Genomic DNA, 14,664 nt, shown 5'->3' with positions numbered 1-14,664 from the left:
GAACCAATTGCCCATATGCGGGGTTCAACACCTAACGCGCTGACCGCGTGAAGTCTTGGAAGTTCATCAGAAAGGACACCGATATGGCCCATACCCTCCCCGACCTTCCTTACGAACAGAACGCGCTGGAACCGCACATTTCATCCGACACGCTTGGCTTTCACCACGGCAAGCACCACGCCGCCTATGTCAGCAAGATGAATGCCGCGATCGAAGGCAGCGACAAGGAAGATCTGTCGCTGGAAGACCTCATCCGCAAAGCTGCCGCCGAGGGCGATCAGGGCCTGTTCAACAATGCGGCGCAAACCTGGAACCACACCTTCTACTGGAACTCGATGTCACCCAATGGCGGCGGCACGCCGTCCGGCGACCTCGGTGACCGGATTGATCGCGACTTCGGCTCGTTTGAAGGCTTCAAGAAGGCGTTCGCAGATGCTGGCGCGACGCAGTTTGGTTCCGGCTGGGCCTGGTTGGTCGTCAAGAATGGCAAATTGGAAGTGCGCAAGACGCTGAACGCCGAAACGCCGCTCACCGAAGACGGGGTTGTGCCGCTTCTGACCATGGATGTCTGGGAACACGCCTACTATCTCGATTATCAGAATCGCCGTCCCGACTATATCGAGACCTTCCTCGACAAGCTGGTAAATTGGGATTTCGCCGCGAGTAATCTGAAAGATTCCGGTCAATAGCAGACTCTGAAATGAGATCGCCCGGACAAGCCGGGCGATGACGCAACATATTCGTCATGCCCCGGTATATCCGGGGCATCTCTTTTTCAGCCTAGCCGAACAGGGTCTGGGCCCCTGCCATGGCTACCAGCATGGGCAGGGAAAGCAGCGTATTGGTCCGCGAGAACAGCATGGCCGTCCGCGCCGCTTTCGGCTTTGCATCGGCTTCGGCCTCAACAAGCCCAAGCGCGATTTTCTGGTTGGGCCAGATCACGAACCAGACATTGAACGCCATGATCAGCGCCATCCAGATGCCGATCCCCAGGAAGGAATACTGGGCGGAATATCCATCCGACAGGAGGCCAAAGGCCAGCACATCGAGGAAGCCGTAAGAGCCCGCGGCCTGACGCAGGCCGATAACGATCAGTCCGGTCAGGACCGTGAATGCCGCCCCCCAGCGGAACCAGAACAGGGCTTTGGGCGCAATATGCTTGCCGATTGCCGGTTTCATTTCGTCCGGAATGTCCGGCATGGTAGGAATCTGGACGAAATTGAAATACCAGAGCAAGCCAATCCACATGACGCCGGCCACAACATGGCTCCAGCGCGCAGCGGCCATCCAGAAAGCCGAACCAAAACCGATGCTGTCATAGGCAAAGGCGTACCCGACCAGGAAAATCACGGCCAGCGCCAGCGAAACGTGAATAGTTGTACGCAGATTTGTCAGTATTGAAGCCATATTGGAATCCTCCCCGATTCACATATCGGGGAGGACCATATCAGGCTCGCATGAAAAGCGAAATCAGGCTTCAGAGCTGTCGCGCTTGACCTTCGTCACCAACAGCAACGGTGCCGCTACGAAGATCGAGGAATATGTCCCGATCACGATGCCGAAGATCATCGCAAAGGCAAAGCCCTGCAAGGCGGCACCGCCCAGGAGCCAGAGCGAGAACAGGGCCACAAGCGTTGTGAGCGATGTCAGAATCGTCCGCGACAGCGTCTTGTTGATCGCCAGATTGAGAACCTCGTCGAGATCCTTCTTCTTGAACTTGCGGACCTTCTCCCGGATGCGGTCATAGACGACGACGGTATCGTTCATCGAATACCCCACAATCGTCAGAATGGCGGCAATGGTAGAGAGATTGAACTCAAGCTGCGTCACCGAGAACATGCCGATCGTGATGATCACATCATGCACCAGAGCCAGCACGGCGCCGACGGAATATTGCCACTCAAACCGGAACCAGATGTAGGCCAGCATCAAGACCAGCGCGACGACAATGGACATGATGCCCGCCTCGACCAGCTCACCGGAGACTTTCGGCCCCAACACCTGGACAGAGCGGTATTCAATCGTCGGATAAAGCTCACTCAGCGCCGCCTGCACTGCGAGGTTCGCCGCCTGCTGCGCCTGCTCGGCTTCAAGGCCTTCACCTTCCTGCGGCTGGACACGGATCAGGGCGCAATGATTGCCATAGCACTCCGAGCCTTCAGTCAGTTCCGACAGGCCCTGCAATTCGATCGCGCCGAGCCCCAGATTGTTCAGCACGCCGCGCATTTCATCGATGCGGGCGGAATCGATTTCCTCTTCCGTGCGCACTTCGAGCGTCACACCACCGGTGAAATCAATACCGAAATTAAGACCCATCGACAGGAAAGCGGCGACGGAGGCGATGATCATCAGGGCCGAGAAGCCGAAAGCGGCAAAACGCGCCTTGATGAAGGGAATGGACGTTGTGTCCGGGAAATAATTGATGAGTGCGAGGGACATGGGCCGGCTCCTAAATCGGGAGTTTCTTGGGCTTCAGCCCCTTCACCCACATCGCAATCAGCAAGCGGGAGAAGACGAAAGCGGTGAAAACAGAGGTGATGATGCCAATCCCCAGCGTCACGGCAAAGCCGCGCACAGGGCCCGCGCCGAGCATGTAAAGCACGCCCGCTGCGATCAGCGTGGTGATGTTGGCGTCCAGAATGGCCGACAGGGCTTCGGAATACCCCTTCTCGATCGCATTGGCCGGAGATCGTCCATTTCGCGATTCTTCGCGTATGCGCTCGTAAATCAGCACATTCGCATCCACCGCCATACCGATGGTCAGGATGATCCCCGCAATTCCCGGCAGAGTCAGCGTCGCCTGCAAGCCGGATAGCGCGCCGAGAATGAGCGTCACGTTCAACAGAAGGGCGAGATTGGAGAAGACGCCAAACAGCGAATAGGCCACCAGCATGAATACAATCACGCCGATAAAGCCGATGATGACGGCAATGGTACCGGAATCAATCGAGTCCTGCCCGAGACCCGGACCAACGGAGCGCTGTTCAACGACCGTCAGTTCTGCCGGCAAGGCACCCGCTTGAAGCAAGACGGCCAGATCATAGGCGCTCTCGAAGGTGAAATTCCCCTGGATCACACCGGAGCCCCCCAGAATCGGCCCCAGAATCACCGGCGATGAAATCACCACATCATCCAGCCTAACGGCAAAACGGCGGCCAACATTCTGAGCGGTCACCCGGCCAAACGCAGCAGCGCCTGTTGTATCGAAGCGGAATTCAACAACCGGGCGGCCTTCCTGAAAGGTTGAGCCGGCATAGGTCAGGTTTTCACCGGACACCATCGCCCGGCGTTCAACGGCGATATAGGGTTCCGACAAATCATCCTGCTGGAGGATCATCACGCCGGGCGGTGTCCGGCCCTGGCCATCGGCGCCGACCGGTACGTCTGAGCGGACCAGGTGGAAGGTCATGCGCGCCGTCGTACCGACAAGCTCGATAATGCGTTGCGGGTTACTCTCGCCCGGCACCTGAACCAGAATGCGCTCATCACCCTGCCGGGCAATGGTCGGCTCGGTTGTGCCCGAGGCATCAATCCGGCGACGGATCACTTCGATGGACTGGGCAATCGTGCGATCGCGAATATCCACCAGAGCGGCATCGGTCAGTGACATGCGAATCGTGCGCTCCGCATTATCGCGGCTGAACGCCACCGTCCGCGAGGCGGCGCCGGTCAGGCCCATACTGCCATCGCCAATCGGCCGGGACAGGCTTTGAAGCCGGTTATAAGCCTCATCCATATCCTCGGCACGGGCAATACGGATGACGACCTCTTCGCCAATCACCGCATTGGCGGCGGTCGGAATGGTCGGTTGCTGGCGGAAAAGCACACTGGCTTCCTGTGACAACCCATCCAGACGTTCGGAGCGAACCCCCGGCAGGTTGACCTCGAAAACGAGGTGCGAACCGCCTTGAAGGTCAAGACCGAGATTGACGGTCTGTCCCGGCACGGGGGCGAAATTCGGCAGGGCAAACCAGATGCCCAACAACGAGACGGCCGCGATCAGCCCGATTTTCCAATTGGCGAAATAGAGCATAAGCTCCTACTCCGAAACGGTTTTGCTGGCCGGCTTTTTGTCCGACTTGGTATCATTTGCCGCTTTCGGCTGGGTGCGGGCGCGAACTTCGGAAACGGTCGCGCGCATGACACGCACCTTCACACCGGTCGCGATTTCCACTTGCAGCTCGGCCTCGTCGACCTTGGTCACCTTGCCGACAATCCCGCCGGCCGTAACGACTTCATCACCCTTGGAGAGAGCTGCAACCATCTCGCGATGGGCTTTCATCCGCTGTTGCTGCGGACGGATCAGCAGGAAATAGAAGACGACGAAGATCAGCAGAAGCGGTGCGAACTGGATAAAGGCCCCTGCCACTCCGCCGGGTGCGCCTGCGGTGGATGCGATGGAAATAGCGTCAAACATGAAAAAGCCCCTGTGGCGTGCCGTTTATTGAAAGGTCGCGGGAATATATCGGGACGCGCGTCCCATGCAACAAGGGTTGGCGGTTAACTTCCCTGCAGATGCCCCATTGGATCTTCCGGAGTCACGCCCCGGCGGATCTCGAAATGCACCTGAGAGGTATCCACCGATCCGGTTGATCCGGCTTCCGCGATCAGTTGTCCCTGATCCACCCGGTCACCTTCCGCTACTAACAGGCGGGAATTGTGCGCATAAGCCGTCACCCAGCCGCCATCATGCCGGATCAGGACAAGTTCGCCATAGCCCTGCAACTCACCGCCGGCATACACAACGGTGCCTGCCGCGGAGGCGCGGACACTGTCGCCCTCATTGGCGGCGATATTGATGCCGTCATTGCGCCGACCATCCGGCTTGGGTCCGAATGTCGAGATGATATCCCCGCGAATGGGCCACTGGAATGTCACCGGCCCTGTACTCGCCGGTGGCTCGCTGCGCGCGGGCGGATCACGCCGCGGGGGCGGATCGGCGCTCTCCACAGTAACCGGCGTTTCGCGCGTCACATTGGTGCGGGGCCTTTCGGTCCGGACGGGCGGTGGCTCGAGCGAGACCGTGCGCACCTGACCGTTCGGAATCCGGATTTCCTGCCCCACCTCAATGGCATAGGGCGCGCCGATTCCATTGTGAGCGGCCAGGTCCAGATAATTGATATTATAGCGCAATCCGATCCGGTAGAGATTCTCGCCCCGCCGCACGATGTGCGAGGACGGACGCGGGAAAATCAGTTCCTGACCGGCGAATAACTCATACGGCGGATACAGCCCGTTGGCATTGGCCAGGTCTGACGTCGACACGCCGCAATCCTCGGCAATCTCTGACAGCGTATCACCGGACCGGACGGTATAGCGCTCGCCCGGATCGCAGCGCGGCGCTGAATTCAGGACCGATGGCGACGGTCCGCTGGTATTCGCGCGCCGGTAATCAATGTGCGCAGGATCCCGCGGCGACGGCGTCGCACAGGCGGCCACAAAGGCCACCAGCCATATCGATAGGATCAGACGAACGAACAACACGGTGCGATTTTCACTCTGGTAAACCGGCTACAGTAAGCCCAAGAGGCGTTAATCAGCCGTTAGCCCTGTTGCCGAATCAAAGTGTTTTTGTTTCGCCCTCCACCAGAGGAACAAAGCGGACATCCATTATGGCAGCCTCGTCCAGCTCACCGGTTTCGGTCCGGGTATAGCGAATGAGCGTCTGTGTCCCGCTGTCATTGTTCACCGGGACAACAGCAATACCGCCTTCTTTCAGCTGCGAAAGCAACATATCCGGCCGCACGGGGGCGCCGGCCGTGACAATGATCCGGTCAAACGGTGCCTGCTCCGGCCAGCCCTTGGTCCCGTCACCGATACGCGTGGTGATATTGGTCAGACGCAAGTCGGCAAACCGGGACTCGGCCTCCTTGGCCAGGGTCCGATATCGCTCGATCGTATACACGCGGCGCGACAGGCGCGACAGGATGGCCGCCTGATATCCCGACCCCGTCCCTATCTCCAGCACCTTGCAGCGATCATCCACCTTCAGAATCTGGGTCATCAGCCCGACAATCAGCGGCTGACTGATCGTCTGGCCGCAATCAATCGGCAGGGCCCGGTCGTCGAAGGCATGGTCCTGGAACCGTTCCGGCACAAAGACATTGCGGGGTGTGCGTTCAATGGCGCCCAGCACATGCCGGTCCGTCACGCCGGACCCGCGCAGGCTCATCACGAGCTGGATGACGCGGGGCTCGACGCCGGTCATTTGCGTGGCGGTGCCCCACCCAGAAGCCCCTTCAGGCGATGGTGGGTTTCCATATGCGTGAGATCGACATGCAGGGGCGTAACGGAAATGCGCCCGCCCATCACGGCATGCAGATCATCACCCTCCGGCGGGCTCTGCGGCGCGCCGCGAAATCCGATCCAGTAATAGTCAACGCCGCGCGGGTCGGTGCGCTTGTCAGCGTGCACAATCGCCTGATCGCGGCGGCCCTGCTTGGTCACCTCCACTTCCGTGACCTCTGCTGGATCACGATCCGGGAAGTTGATATTGATCAGCACATCCTCGGGCCAGCCTTCTTCAAGAAGCCGGCGGATGATCGGCGCGCCGAAGGTCTCGCAGACCTCCCAGCGCGGCTCGGCATTGGGCAGGAAGGAATAGACCTGGCTCAGTGCAATCGAAGGGATGCCCAGCTGCATGCCCTGCATGGCACCCGCAACCGTTCCGGAAAACGTCACATCCTCGGCAACATTGCCCCCGCGATTGACCCCGGACAGCACCAGATTGGGCTTTTTGTCCGTTATCAGATCCTGAACGCCCATCAACACCGCATCGGTTGGCGTGCCGGAGATCGCAAAGGATTTGTCGGCGACCTTGCGGACACGCAGCGGATCATGCAGCGTCAGCGAGCGCCCGGCCCCGGACTGTTCCTCGGCAGGCGCGGCAATCCAGACATCGTCGGACAATTCCGCGGCGATCTTTTGCAGCGATTTCAGCCCGCGAGCGCGAATGCCATCATCATTGGTCAGAAGTATGCGTGGGTTTTTCATGCGCCCAGCACCTCGAGGCCGCCCATATAGGGCCGCAGCACGTCCGGGATGGTGATCGAGCCATCTTCATTCTGATGGTTTTCCATCACCGCCAGCATGGCACGGCCGACAGCGACACCCGAGCCATTCAGCGTGTGCAGGAATTCCGGCTTCTTCTCGCCTTCGCGGCGGAAGCGCGCATTCATGCGGCGCGCCTGAAAGTCCCCGCAATTCGAGCAGGAAGAAATCTCGCGATACGTGTCCTGGCTCGGCAGCCAGACTTCCAGATCATAGGTCTTGCGCGCCCCGAACCCCATATCGCCGGACGACAGAAGCATCACCCGGTAGGGCAATTCCAGACGGCGCAGAATTTCTTCTGCGCAATTGGTCATGCGCTCCAGCTCGTCTTCTGACTCTTCCGGCCTGGTCACGCACACCATTTCCACTTTCTGGAACTGGTGCATGCGGATCAGACCGCGCGTATCGCGCCCCGCCGACCCGGCTTCGGCACGGAAACACGGCGTGTAGGCCGTCAGCCGTGCCGGGAAATCGCCCTCGGCATGGATGGCGTCGCGAAACAGATTGGTCAGCGGAACTTCAGCTGTGGGGATGAGCCAGCGATCATCATCCGTGTGGAAAAGATCCTCGGCGAATTTCGGCAGCTGTCCGGTTCCGAACATGGCCCCATCACGGACCATGTAAGGCGGGCTTACCTCGGTGAAGCCGTGCTCGGACGTGTGCACGTCCAGCATGAATTGCGCCAGCGCTCGCTCGAGGCGCGCGAGCCCACCTTGCAGAACCGCAAAGCGCGCGCCCGACATGGCGGCCGCGCGTTCAAAATCGAGTTGACCCAGCCCCTCGCCCAGATCGACGTGATCCTTCGGTGTGAAGCTGAACTCTTTCGGCGTGCCCCAGCCGCGTACCTCTTCATTGTCGGCTTCATCCTTGCCGACCGGAACATCGTCCATGGGAATATTGGGCAAGCCGGCCAGGTGCTGGTTCAGCGCCTCTTCGAATTTCGCCGCATCCGCGCCGGACTCTTCCAGCACCGATTTGAGACGATCCACCTCGGCCCGCAGCCGGTTGAACTCGTCCTCATCGCCCCTGGCTTTCGCCTGACCGATCTGTTTGGAGAGCGTATTGCGCTCGGTCTCGGCTTCCTGCTGGCGGCCAACCGCGTCCCGGCGCTTCCGGTCCAGACGCAAAATCTCGTCCGATTGCGGCTCCAGGAATCGCTTGGCGAGGCCCTGATCAAAGGCTTCGGGATTGTCGCGGATCAAACGGATATCATGCATGGCGGGACCTGAATGTCTGTTTCAGCGCGGGTGATAGCGAGCCGTCCTGCGGCTGGCAATGACCGGATCAGGATTCGGCGTCCGCCTCGGCGGGTTTGGGACGTTTTTCGACCATCCGGACCCCGGCAATCGACAGGCCATAAAGGGCCATCAGCACCGAGCCGAGGATAAGCTGGCTGATCGGGTCCGGCGGCGTCACAAAGGCCGCAAACACAAATATGCCCAGCAGCGCGATCTTCCACGACCCCATCAATTGCTTGGAACTGACGATGCCGGCACCGCCCAGAAGCATGAGCAGAACAGGCAATTGAAAACTGAGGCCGAAGGCCAGGATCAGCGTGGTCACCAGATTGAGATAATCCGATACCCGGGTCAGAAGCTGGATCGAGACCGAATTCTCGCCGCCAATCTGTTCCTGACTCAACGCAAAGCGCATCACAAAGGGCAGAACAAAATAATAGACAAAGGACATGCCCGCCACGAACAACGCCGGTGCGCCCAGCAGGAAAGGCGCGAAGGCACCGCGTTCATTCTTGTACAGGCCGGGCGAGACAAAAGCGAAAATCTCATAGGCCAGCCAGGGGAAAGCCAGGACCAGCGCGCCGAACAGCGCCAGTTTGACTTTCACGAAGAAGAATTCGAGCGGCGCTGTGAAAATCAGTTCCAGCGACAAATCCCCGTCGCGTACGCGGGCGGCGGCATCTTCAAATGGCACCAGCAGGAAATTGTAGATTGGCTCGGCGAAGGCAAAGCAAATCCCGAAACCGATGATCAGCGCGATCACCAGACGGATCAGCCGCATCCGCAATTCAACCAGATGCTCCATCAGGGGCGCACGGCTGGCTTCGACTTCATCCTCGATATCGGTGCCGATTTTCTCGTTCATTCCTCGACCGTCGGCTTGGCCGCCTTACGCTTGGGTTTTGTGTAGGGCTCGACCGTTGGCTGGCTCGGTTCGGCTGGTTCAACACCGGCATCCGGCTTCTTCTTGTCGATCGTATTGTATTGCTGCTTCTCGGCGGCGGCATGTTTGCGCTCGACGATCGTCTCGTGCTCCAGAGAGGCGAGATCGCGCTTCACGTCGTCCAGCTCACGCTTGGCTTTGGCAACCGGATTACCGGACTTCAGGGCTTCGATCTCACGGCGAAGCTCGGACATTTCGGCCTCGCGGCCCATATCATCAAAACTGCGCTGGAAATCGCGTGCCATCTGCCGGGCCTGCCCGACAAAGCGTCCCACCCGCCGGAACAGCATAGGCAGGTCTTTGGGTCCGACCACAATCAGGGCCAGAACCGCAAGCACAATCAGTTCGGGAGCGCCAATGCCGGGATTCATGTCCGGGCCCTAGTTCCGCGTCTTTTCTTCCTCGCGAGAGGTGGTCGCCGATTCCTCCGACGCCGCCGGTTCGCTGATTGCGGCATTGCCGCCCTCACTCTCGTCGGTTCCGTCCTCGCCTTCTTTCAGCCCCTTGCGGAAGCTGGTGATGCCTTTGGCGACCTCACCCATCAGACCCGAAATACGGCCCGCGCCAAAGAGCAAGGCTATAAGAACGACGATAATCAGAATTTGCCAGATGCCCGGTGCCATATTTTCCTCCCGCGGGAATAATTCACTGACAGGATTAGACGAGCGATCTGCCCGCGTCCATTTGCATGGTCAGGAAATTACGATTCGCTGTCATCCTCGTCCATGAAATCGACATGGAAGAGATGTGCATCTTCTTCCGGATCCAGCGGATCCTCGCCTTCCAGACCCTCTGACAGGCCGGGGTCGGGAATTTCAAAACCGGGCGGCAGACGCGCATCCAGGAGCCCGGCGGCTTTCAGGTCCGCCTGCCCCGGCAGATCGGCAATGGAGGCCAGGCCGAAATACTGCAGGAAGCCATTCGTCGTGCCATAGGTTACCGGCCGGCCCGGTGTCCGGCGGCGGCCTCTGGGGCGGATCCAGCTAAGCTCGAACAACAGGTCGAGCGTGCCTTTGGACACTGCCACACCGCGAATTTCCTCGATCTCGGCGCGCGTGACGGGCTGGTGATAGGCAATGATGGCGAGCGTTTCGAGTCCGGCATCCGAAAGCTTGCGCGGCTCCTCGCGGATGTCTTGCAGCAGCCCGCGCAAATCCGGAGCCGTTTCAAACCGCCAGCGCCCGCCGACCTCGGTCAATTGCACGCCCCGATCCGCATAGTCTTCCTGCAGCTTCGCCAACAGGGCCTCGACATCGCTTTCGGCCGGCAAGCGTGTTTGCAGGGTCTCGATATCCAGCGGCTCGACAGCGGCAAACAAAAGAGCCTCTATCCGGCGCAGGCGATCCTGCTCGGCATTCACCGCCAGACGCGGCCCTTTTTCGTCACTGCCCGTCTCGGTCTGGCCCTGACGCGATGCACGTTCGCGAAGCTTTTCAATCGCTTCGTTGATGGGATCGGGCTTGTCCGTCATGTCCTGGACCTGTCCTCCTTGCCTCTGACCTCAATGGGATCATAGGCTTTCGCCTGACGCAATTCGGCATGACCTTCCTTTGTCACTTCCAGAGCCGCCAGTGTCGAACTCGCCAGAACAGACCGGCGGGGCGGCGCATTCTGACCGAGCTCCATATCGGTCGGCAAAAGACTGTCCAGCGTCTTCCAGTGCTTGATCTCCGGCAAAATTCGCTCCAGCCGCGTCCGGGCGGCATCCAGCGCATAGACCTTCGGCAATTCCGGCCGGTAATTGGCGCGAACGGACGCCTGGCGGCGTTTGGAATAGGCGCTCAGCAAATCATACAGGCTGGCTTCGTATTTTGACGCCCGCAGCGTACGCACCCCCTCCGGCATGCCGCGCGGGAAAATATCGCGTTTGAACAACTTGCCGGCAAAGACAGCGCTGCCCGCCGCGCGCATGGCATCCAGACGGCGAAGACGAAACGCCAGGGCCGCCGCCATCTGTTCCGGTGCGATTTCCTCGTCATCCTTGGTGGGCTTGGGCAAGAGGAGGCGCGATTTCAGATAGGCCAGCCAGCTCGCCATGACGAGGTATTCCGCCGCCAGATCAAGGCGTTTCCCCGCAGCCCGGACAAAGGCGAGATATTGCTCCGCAAGTTCCAGGATGGAGAGTTTGGTGAGATCGATTTTCTTCTTTCGGGCCAATGCCAGCAAGAGATGCAGCGGCCCCTCATAGCCATCGAGATCAACGAACAGAGCTTCATGATCGGCGTCTTCGGCGGCTTCAAACGGCAGGTCTTCCTCGAACTCCTCGCTCATGTCCGGACTCCGGCCAGGAGCGATTCCAGCTGGGTGAGGCCCGACTGGACATCGAACTCTTCGAGCTGTTCGCGGGCCGCTTCGGCCCGGCCGACGCGCTCCAGCGCCTTGCCCGCTAGAAGAGGCGCCACATTCGCGATGGCCTCCATCTCGTGGCGATCACCATTGCAATGCAGGACGACATCGCAATCAGCGGCAATGGAGCGCTCGGTCCGTTCCGCGAATGAGCCCGACAACGCCTTCATCGACAGATCGTCGGTCATCAGCAAACCATCAAAACCGATTTGCTCTCGGATATAGCCGATGGCAATTTCCGACATGGTCGCCGGCGCGCTGTCATCCAGCGCGTCATAAACGATATGCGCCGTCATCCCCATCGGCGCATGCTTCAAGGCCGCAAAGGGGGCAAAGTCGGTCGCGGTCAGAAGGTCCAGGCCCTCCTTCACGCGTGGCAGGTGAAAATGGCTGTCGGCATCCGCACGCCCATGGCCCGGCACATGCTTGATCACCGGCGCAACACCGCCCGCTATCAATCCGTCCATGGCCGCCTGCCCCAGCGCAGCAATCACATCGACATCGGATCCATAGGCCCGGTCACCGATCACGGCATCCGCCCCTTCTATCGCCAGATCCAGGCAGGGCGCGCAGTCCGCATCAATACCGCTTGAGCGCAATTCATGCGCGATCAGCCGATGATTCAGCCAGACGGCTTCCTTTGCAGCCTCGGCATCGTCGGCATAAAGCTGGCCGAACATCGCGGCGGGTGGCGCATCCCGCCATTGTGGAGCGCGCAAGCGCTGAACCCGGCCGCCTTCCTGATCGATGAAAATCGGGGCTTCCCGGCCGACGACATCGCGCAGCGACACACACAAGCGCGCGAGTTGTTTGGGGCTCTCCACATTGCGGGCAAAGAGGATGAAACCCCACGGATCGGACTCGCGGAAAAAGGCGATTTCACTATCGCGGAGAGTCGGACCCTTCAGGCCGAAGATTGCGGCGCGCGCACTCATCTGCGGGTGGCGTAGCAATCCTGCCCGCGCGCCTGCAAGGCCGCACAGAAGGCAGAGGCTTCATCACGCCCGGCAAAGGCTGCAATCCGCAGACGATGATAAGTGCCGCGCCCCTCGATTTCGGCAGACTGGATATCCGGCGAGGCCCCGGCAGATATATCGGAATAACCGGTGATGAAATTCACCCAGGCGCTTTCCGCTTCATCCTCGGTCCGGAAAGAACCGATCTGCACCACCCAGCCGCCGCTGGACGTCGGGACAGGAATAGCCGACGTATCCGGCGTCTCGTTAGCGGGTGAAGTTACAGGGGGCGTGGACACCGGCGTTTCCGCCAGCTCGACCGTTTGCGCGGGTTCCGTGCGTTCCGGCTCCGTGCGTTGAGGCGGCGGTGTATTGACCGCGACATTCGTTTCGGCCGAACCACTGTCAGACGTACCCGATGTGGTCTGATCCGGCGTGGTCTCTTCCAGACGCAGGGCGGGACGCCCACTATCCTCGACCGGCTCTTCCGGGCCAGCACGCGGCGTGGCTCCACCGTCACCGGAGGTATCCCCCGAAATCCGCTCATAGGCCTCGATATCAAGGTCCGGCGTTTCCGTTCCGCCCGGATCGGCAGGGCGTTCCCGATAAGGGGTTGCATCCGCCATGATCCGCGAGGGTTCGTCACGGTCACGCACGCCCTGCTGATAGGCGCTCCAGACCACGGCGATGAACAGCACAAAGACCGCCGCAGCTGTCGTCAGTAGCAGCGGGCCGCGGCGCGAATCCTCGCGCGCGTCGAAAGTTTCATCATCCTCGTCATACTCGCCGAGGGGGTAATCGGTATCGCGATCGCTCATAGCGTTCCGTTCCTGATCGGCCGAATCACCTGACCACTTTCAGAATAACACCAAGAACGGGTGTTTTCGGGGGTCAGAAGTAGCCCTGAACTGTGAATAACCGATGATGCTCCTCCAGAGCATAGCGATCCGTCATTCCGGCAATGTAGTCGCAGACATGGCGCGCAAGCTCAACACTGCCCGCTTCTCCGGCCTGCTTCCGGAACCGCGTGGGCAGGAGGCCAGGGTCGGAATGGAAGAGGCCAAACTGCTCTCTGACCACCCGTTCGGCCTGCGCCATCATGCGGTTCACCTTGTAATGCCGATACATATTGGCGAAGAGATGGCGGCGCACTTCAGCCAGTCCGACCAGCATGTCATTCGAGAACGCCGCCGTTTCCCGGCCCGCCTGACGAATTGCATCGGCGCTTTCGGGCTGAAGCGCGTCGAGGCGCGTGCGCGTTTCATCCAGCACATCGGTCACCATGCGGCCGATCAGCTCGCGCACCATTTCCAGTATCAGGTTTTCCTCGGCGGTCGACGGATAGCGCTTGCGCACAGCGGCCAGCGTCTCACCCACCAACGGTAATTGGGCCAATTCCTCGAGATTGAGAAGGCCGGCGCGCAGTCCATCATCGATATCGTGGTTGTTATAGGCGATATCATCCGACAGGGCCGCAATCTGGGCTTCCAGCGAGGCAAAGGAGGATAATTCCAGCTCCCGCCAGTGCGAGTAATCGGTGATGCCCCACCCCAGCTGATCCTCGCCCCGGACCGGCGTCACCAGCGGACCATTGTGTTTGACGATGCCCTCGACTGTCTCCCAGGTCAGGTTCAGCCCTTCAAATTCGGCATAGCGAACTTCCGATTTGGTAATGATGCGCAGCGTGTGGGCGTTGTGATCAAAGCCGCCATATTCCTTCATGCATTCCGCCAGGGCACGCTCGCCTGCATGACCAAAGGGCGGATGACCCAGATCATGCGCGAGTGCCAGCGCTTCGGTAAGGTCTTCGTCCGCATCCAGCGCGCGGGCGATTGTGCGGGCAATCTGCGCCACTTCCAGCGAATGGGTCAGGCGGGTGCGATAATGGTCGCCCTCATGAGCGACAAACACCTGTGTCTTTTCCTTCAGTCGGCGGAAGGCTGTGGTGTGAATGATGCGGTCGCGGTCGCGCTGAAAAGCCGTTCGCGAAGCGCTATCCGCCTGCGGAAAGACCCGCCCGCGCGAGCGCGAGGGATGGCAGGCATATTTCGCCCGGCTGCGGTCTGTGGCGCCCACACTCATCATCTTGTCCTTCACGGGTTTGCGTTCCGGCGAATGCGGTCCATATATC

Annotated in this window: 17 protein-coding genes; 1 reads left to right on the top strand and 16 read right to left on the bottom strand. The window is 60.1% G+C overall.

Annotated features, from left to right (window positions below; genetic code table 11):
- The first annotated feature begins 83 nt into the window (after positions 1-83).
- The gene (locus P0D52_RS04625) at positions 84-689 is read left to right on the top strand and encodes a superoxide dismutase (RefSeq protein ID WP_394694267.1); all 606 of its coding nucleotides are present in this window, start codon (positions 84-86) and stop codon (positions 687-689) included.
- Between the two features lie 91 nt (positions 690-780).
- Here P0D52_RS04625 and P0D52_RS04620 read toward each other — a convergent pair whose 3' ends face one another.
- The 16 genes from P0D52_RS04620 to P0D52_RS04545 all read right to left on the bottom strand — a co-directional run bounded on the left by P0D52_RS04620 (position 781) and on the right by P0D52_RS04545 (position 14,615).
- A complete protein-coding gene (locus tag P0D52_RS04620; RefSeq protein WP_394694266.1) occupies positions 781-1,407 on the bottom strand; it encodes a urate hydroxylase PuuD in 627 nt (208 codons plus the stop codon).
- 63 nt (positions 1,408-1,470) lie between these two features.
- A complete protein-coding gene (gene secF, locus P0D52_RS04615; protein ID WP_394694265.1) occupies positions 1,471-2,439 on the bottom strand; it encodes a protein translocase subunit SecF in 969 nt (322 codons plus the stop codon).
- Positions 2,440-2,449: 10 nt separating this feature from the next.
- Entirely contained in the window at positions 2,450-4,033 is a 1,584-nt protein-coding gene (gene secD, locus P0D52_RS04610) for a protein translocase subunit SecD (protein WP_394694264.1), read from the bottom strand.
- A gap of 6 nt (positions 4,034-4,039) precedes the next feature.
- A complete protein-coding gene (gene yajC / locus P0D52_RS04605) occupies positions 4,040-4,417 on the bottom strand; it encodes a preprotein translocase subunit YajC (RefSeq protein WP_394694263.1) in 378 nt (125 codons plus the stop codon).
- A gap of 83 nt (positions 4,418-4,500) precedes the next feature.
- Positions 4,501-5,484, bottom strand: a complete 984-nt coding sequence (locus tag P0D52_RS04600) for a peptidoglycan DD-metalloendopeptidase family protein (protein WP_394694262.1) — start codon at positions 5,482-5,484, stop codon at positions 4,501-4,503.
- Positions 5,485-5,560: 76 nt separating this feature from the next.
- Positions 5,561-6,208 carry a protein-L-isoaspartate(D-aspartate) O-methyltransferase gene (locus tag P0D52_RS04595; protein ID WP_394694261.1) on the bottom strand — a complete coding sequence of 216 codons (648 nt, stop codon included), beginning with the start codon at positions 6,206-6,208 and terminating at the stop codon, positions 5,561-5,563.
- Positions 6,205-6,993 carry a 5'/3'-nucleotidase SurE gene (surE, locus tag P0D52_RS04590; RefSeq protein WP_394694260.1) on the bottom strand — a complete coding sequence of 263 codons (789 nt, stop codon included), beginning with the start codon at positions 6,991-6,993 and terminating at the stop codon, positions 6,205-6,207. Before surE ends, P0D52_RS04595 begins: the two co-directional genes overlap by 4 nt.
- Positions 6,990-8,267: a serine--tRNA ligase gene (gene serS / locus P0D52_RS04585; protein ID WP_394694259.1), complete on the bottom strand. Its 1,278-nt coding sequence runs from the start codon at positions 8,265-8,267 to the stop codon at positions 6,990-6,992. Before serS ends, surE begins: the two co-directional genes overlap by 4 nt.
- 67 nt (positions 8,268-8,334) lie before the next feature.
- Complete coding sequence (gene tatC, locus P0D52_RS04580; RefSeq protein WP_394694258.1) at positions 8,335-9,153, bottom strand: twin-arginine translocase subunit TatC; 819 nt, start codon at positions 9,151-9,153, stop codon at positions 8,335-8,337.
- Positions 9,150-9,602, bottom strand: a complete 453-nt coding sequence (tatB, locus tag P0D52_RS04575; protein WP_394694257.1) for a Sec-independent protein translocase protein TatB — start codon at positions 9,600-9,602, stop codon at positions 9,150-9,152. Before tatB ends, tatC begins: the two co-directional genes overlap by 4 nt.
- A 9-nt stretch (positions 9,603-9,611) precedes the next feature.
- Positions 9,612-9,854 (bottom strand): twin-arginine translocase TatA/TatE family subunit, encoded by a 243-nt coding sequence (locus P0D52_RS04570; RefSeq protein ID WP_394694256.1) that lies wholly within the window; start codon positions 9,852-9,854, stop codon positions 9,612-9,614.
- 77 nt (positions 9,855-9,931) lie between these two features.
- Positions 9,932-10,702 carry an SMC-Scp complex subunit ScpB gene (gene scpB, locus P0D52_RS04565; protein ID WP_394694255.1) on the bottom strand — a complete coding sequence of 257 codons (771 nt, stop codon included), beginning with the start codon at positions 10,700-10,702 and terminating at the stop codon, positions 9,932-9,934.
- The gene (locus P0D52_RS04560) at positions 10,699-11,502 is read right to left on the bottom strand and encodes a segregation and condensation protein A (protein WP_394694254.1); all 804 of its coding nucleotides are present in this window, start codon (positions 11,500-11,502) and stop codon (positions 10,699-10,701) included. The genes scpB and P0D52_RS04560 overlap by 4 nt, the downstream gene beginning before the upstream one ends.
- Positions 11,499-12,512, bottom strand: coding sequence for a beta-N-acetylhexosaminidase (gene nagZ, locus P0D52_RS04555; RefSeq protein ID WP_394694253.1), 1,014 nt, complete (start codon positions 12,510-12,512; stop codon positions 11,499-11,501). The genes P0D52_RS04560 and nagZ overlap by 4 nt, the downstream gene beginning before the upstream one ends.
- Positions 12,509-13,351 (bottom strand): SPOR domain-containing protein, encoded by an 843-nt coding sequence (locus tag P0D52_RS04550; protein ID WP_394694252.1) that lies wholly within the window; start codon positions 13,349-13,351, stop codon positions 12,509-12,511. The genes nagZ and P0D52_RS04550 overlap by 4 nt, the downstream gene beginning before the upstream one ends.
- Before the next feature lie 73 nt (positions 13,352-13,424).
- Positions 13,425-14,615 (bottom strand): deoxyguanosinetriphosphate triphosphohydrolase, encoded by a 1,191-nt coding sequence (locus P0D52_RS04545; RefSeq protein ID WP_394694761.1) that lies wholly within the window; start codon positions 14,613-14,615, stop codon positions 13,425-13,427.
- Between the last annotated feature and the right edge of the window lie 49 nt (positions 14,616-14,664).

Source organism: Hyphobacterium sp., from assembly GCF_043584775.1.
Lineage (GTDB): Bacteria > Pseudomonadota > Alphaproteobacteria > Caulobacterales > Maricaulaceae > Hyphobacterium.
The sequence above is the reverse complement of the archived record's forward strand: the minus strand, read 5'-3'. Positions and strand labels throughout refer to the sequence as shown.

Excerpts from the sequence above, each read along its gene's own strand:
- P0D52_RS04625 (WP_394694267.1), top strand. The coding sequence starts at position 84 with ATGGCCCATACCCTCCCCGACCTTCCTTACGAACAGAACGCGCTGGAA.
- P0D52_RS04620 (WP_394694266.1), bottom strand. The coding sequence starts at position 1,407 with ATGGCTTCAATACTGACAAATCTGCGTACAACTATTCACGTTTCGCTG.
- secF (WP_394694265.1), bottom strand. The coding sequence starts at position 2,439 with ATGTCCCTCGCACTCATCAATTATTTCCCGGACACAACGTCCATTCCC.
- secD (WP_394694264.1), bottom strand. The coding sequence starts at position 4,033 with ATGCTCTATTTCGCCAATTGGAAAATCGGGCTGATCGCGGCCGTCTCG.
- yajC (WP_394694263.1), bottom strand. The coding sequence starts at position 4,417 with ATGTTTGACGCTATTTCCATCGCATCCACCGCAGGCGCACCCGGCGGA.
- P0D52_RS04595 (WP_394694261.1), bottom strand. The coding sequence starts at position 6,208 with ATGACCGGCGTCGAGCCCCGCGTCATCCAGCTCGTGATGAGCCTGCGC.
- surE (WP_394694260.1), bottom strand. The coding sequence starts at position 6,993 with ATGAAAAACCCACGCATACTTCTGACCAATGATGATGGCATTCGCGCT.
- serS (WP_394694259.1), bottom strand. The coding sequence starts at position 8,267 with ATGCATGATATCCGTTTGATCCGCGACAATCCCGAAGCCTTTGATCAG.
- tatC (WP_394694258.1), bottom strand. The coding sequence starts at position 9,153 with ATGAACGAGAAAATCGGCACCGATATCGAGGATGAAGTCGAAGCCAGC.
- tatB (WP_394694257.1), bottom strand. The coding sequence starts at position 9,602 with ATGAATCCCGGCATTGGCGCTCCCGAACTGATTGTGCTTGCGGTTCTG.
- P0D52_RS04570 (WP_394694256.1), bottom strand. The coding sequence starts at position 9,854 with ATGGCACCGGGCATCTGGCAAATTCTGATTATCGTCGTTCTTATAGCC.
- scpB (WP_394694255.1), bottom strand. The coding sequence starts at position 10,702 with ATGACGGACAAGCCCGATCCCATCAACGAAGCGATTGAAAAGCTTCGC.
- P0D52_RS04560 (WP_394694254.1), bottom strand. The coding sequence starts at position 11,502 with ATGAGCGAGGAGTTCGAGGAAGACCTGCCGTTTGAAGCCGCCGAAGAC.
- nagZ (WP_394694253.1), bottom strand. The coding sequence starts at position 12,512 with ATGAGTGCGCGCGCCGCAATCTTCGGCCTGAAGGGTCCGACTCTCCGC.
- P0D52_RS04550 (WP_394694252.1), bottom strand. The coding sequence starts at position 13,351 with ATGAGCGATCGCGATACCGATTACCCCCTCGGCGAGTATGACGAGGAT.
- P0D52_RS04545 (WP_394694761.1), bottom strand. The coding sequence starts at position 14,615 with ATGAGTGTGGGCGCCACAGACCGCAGCCGGGCGAAATATGCCTGCCAT.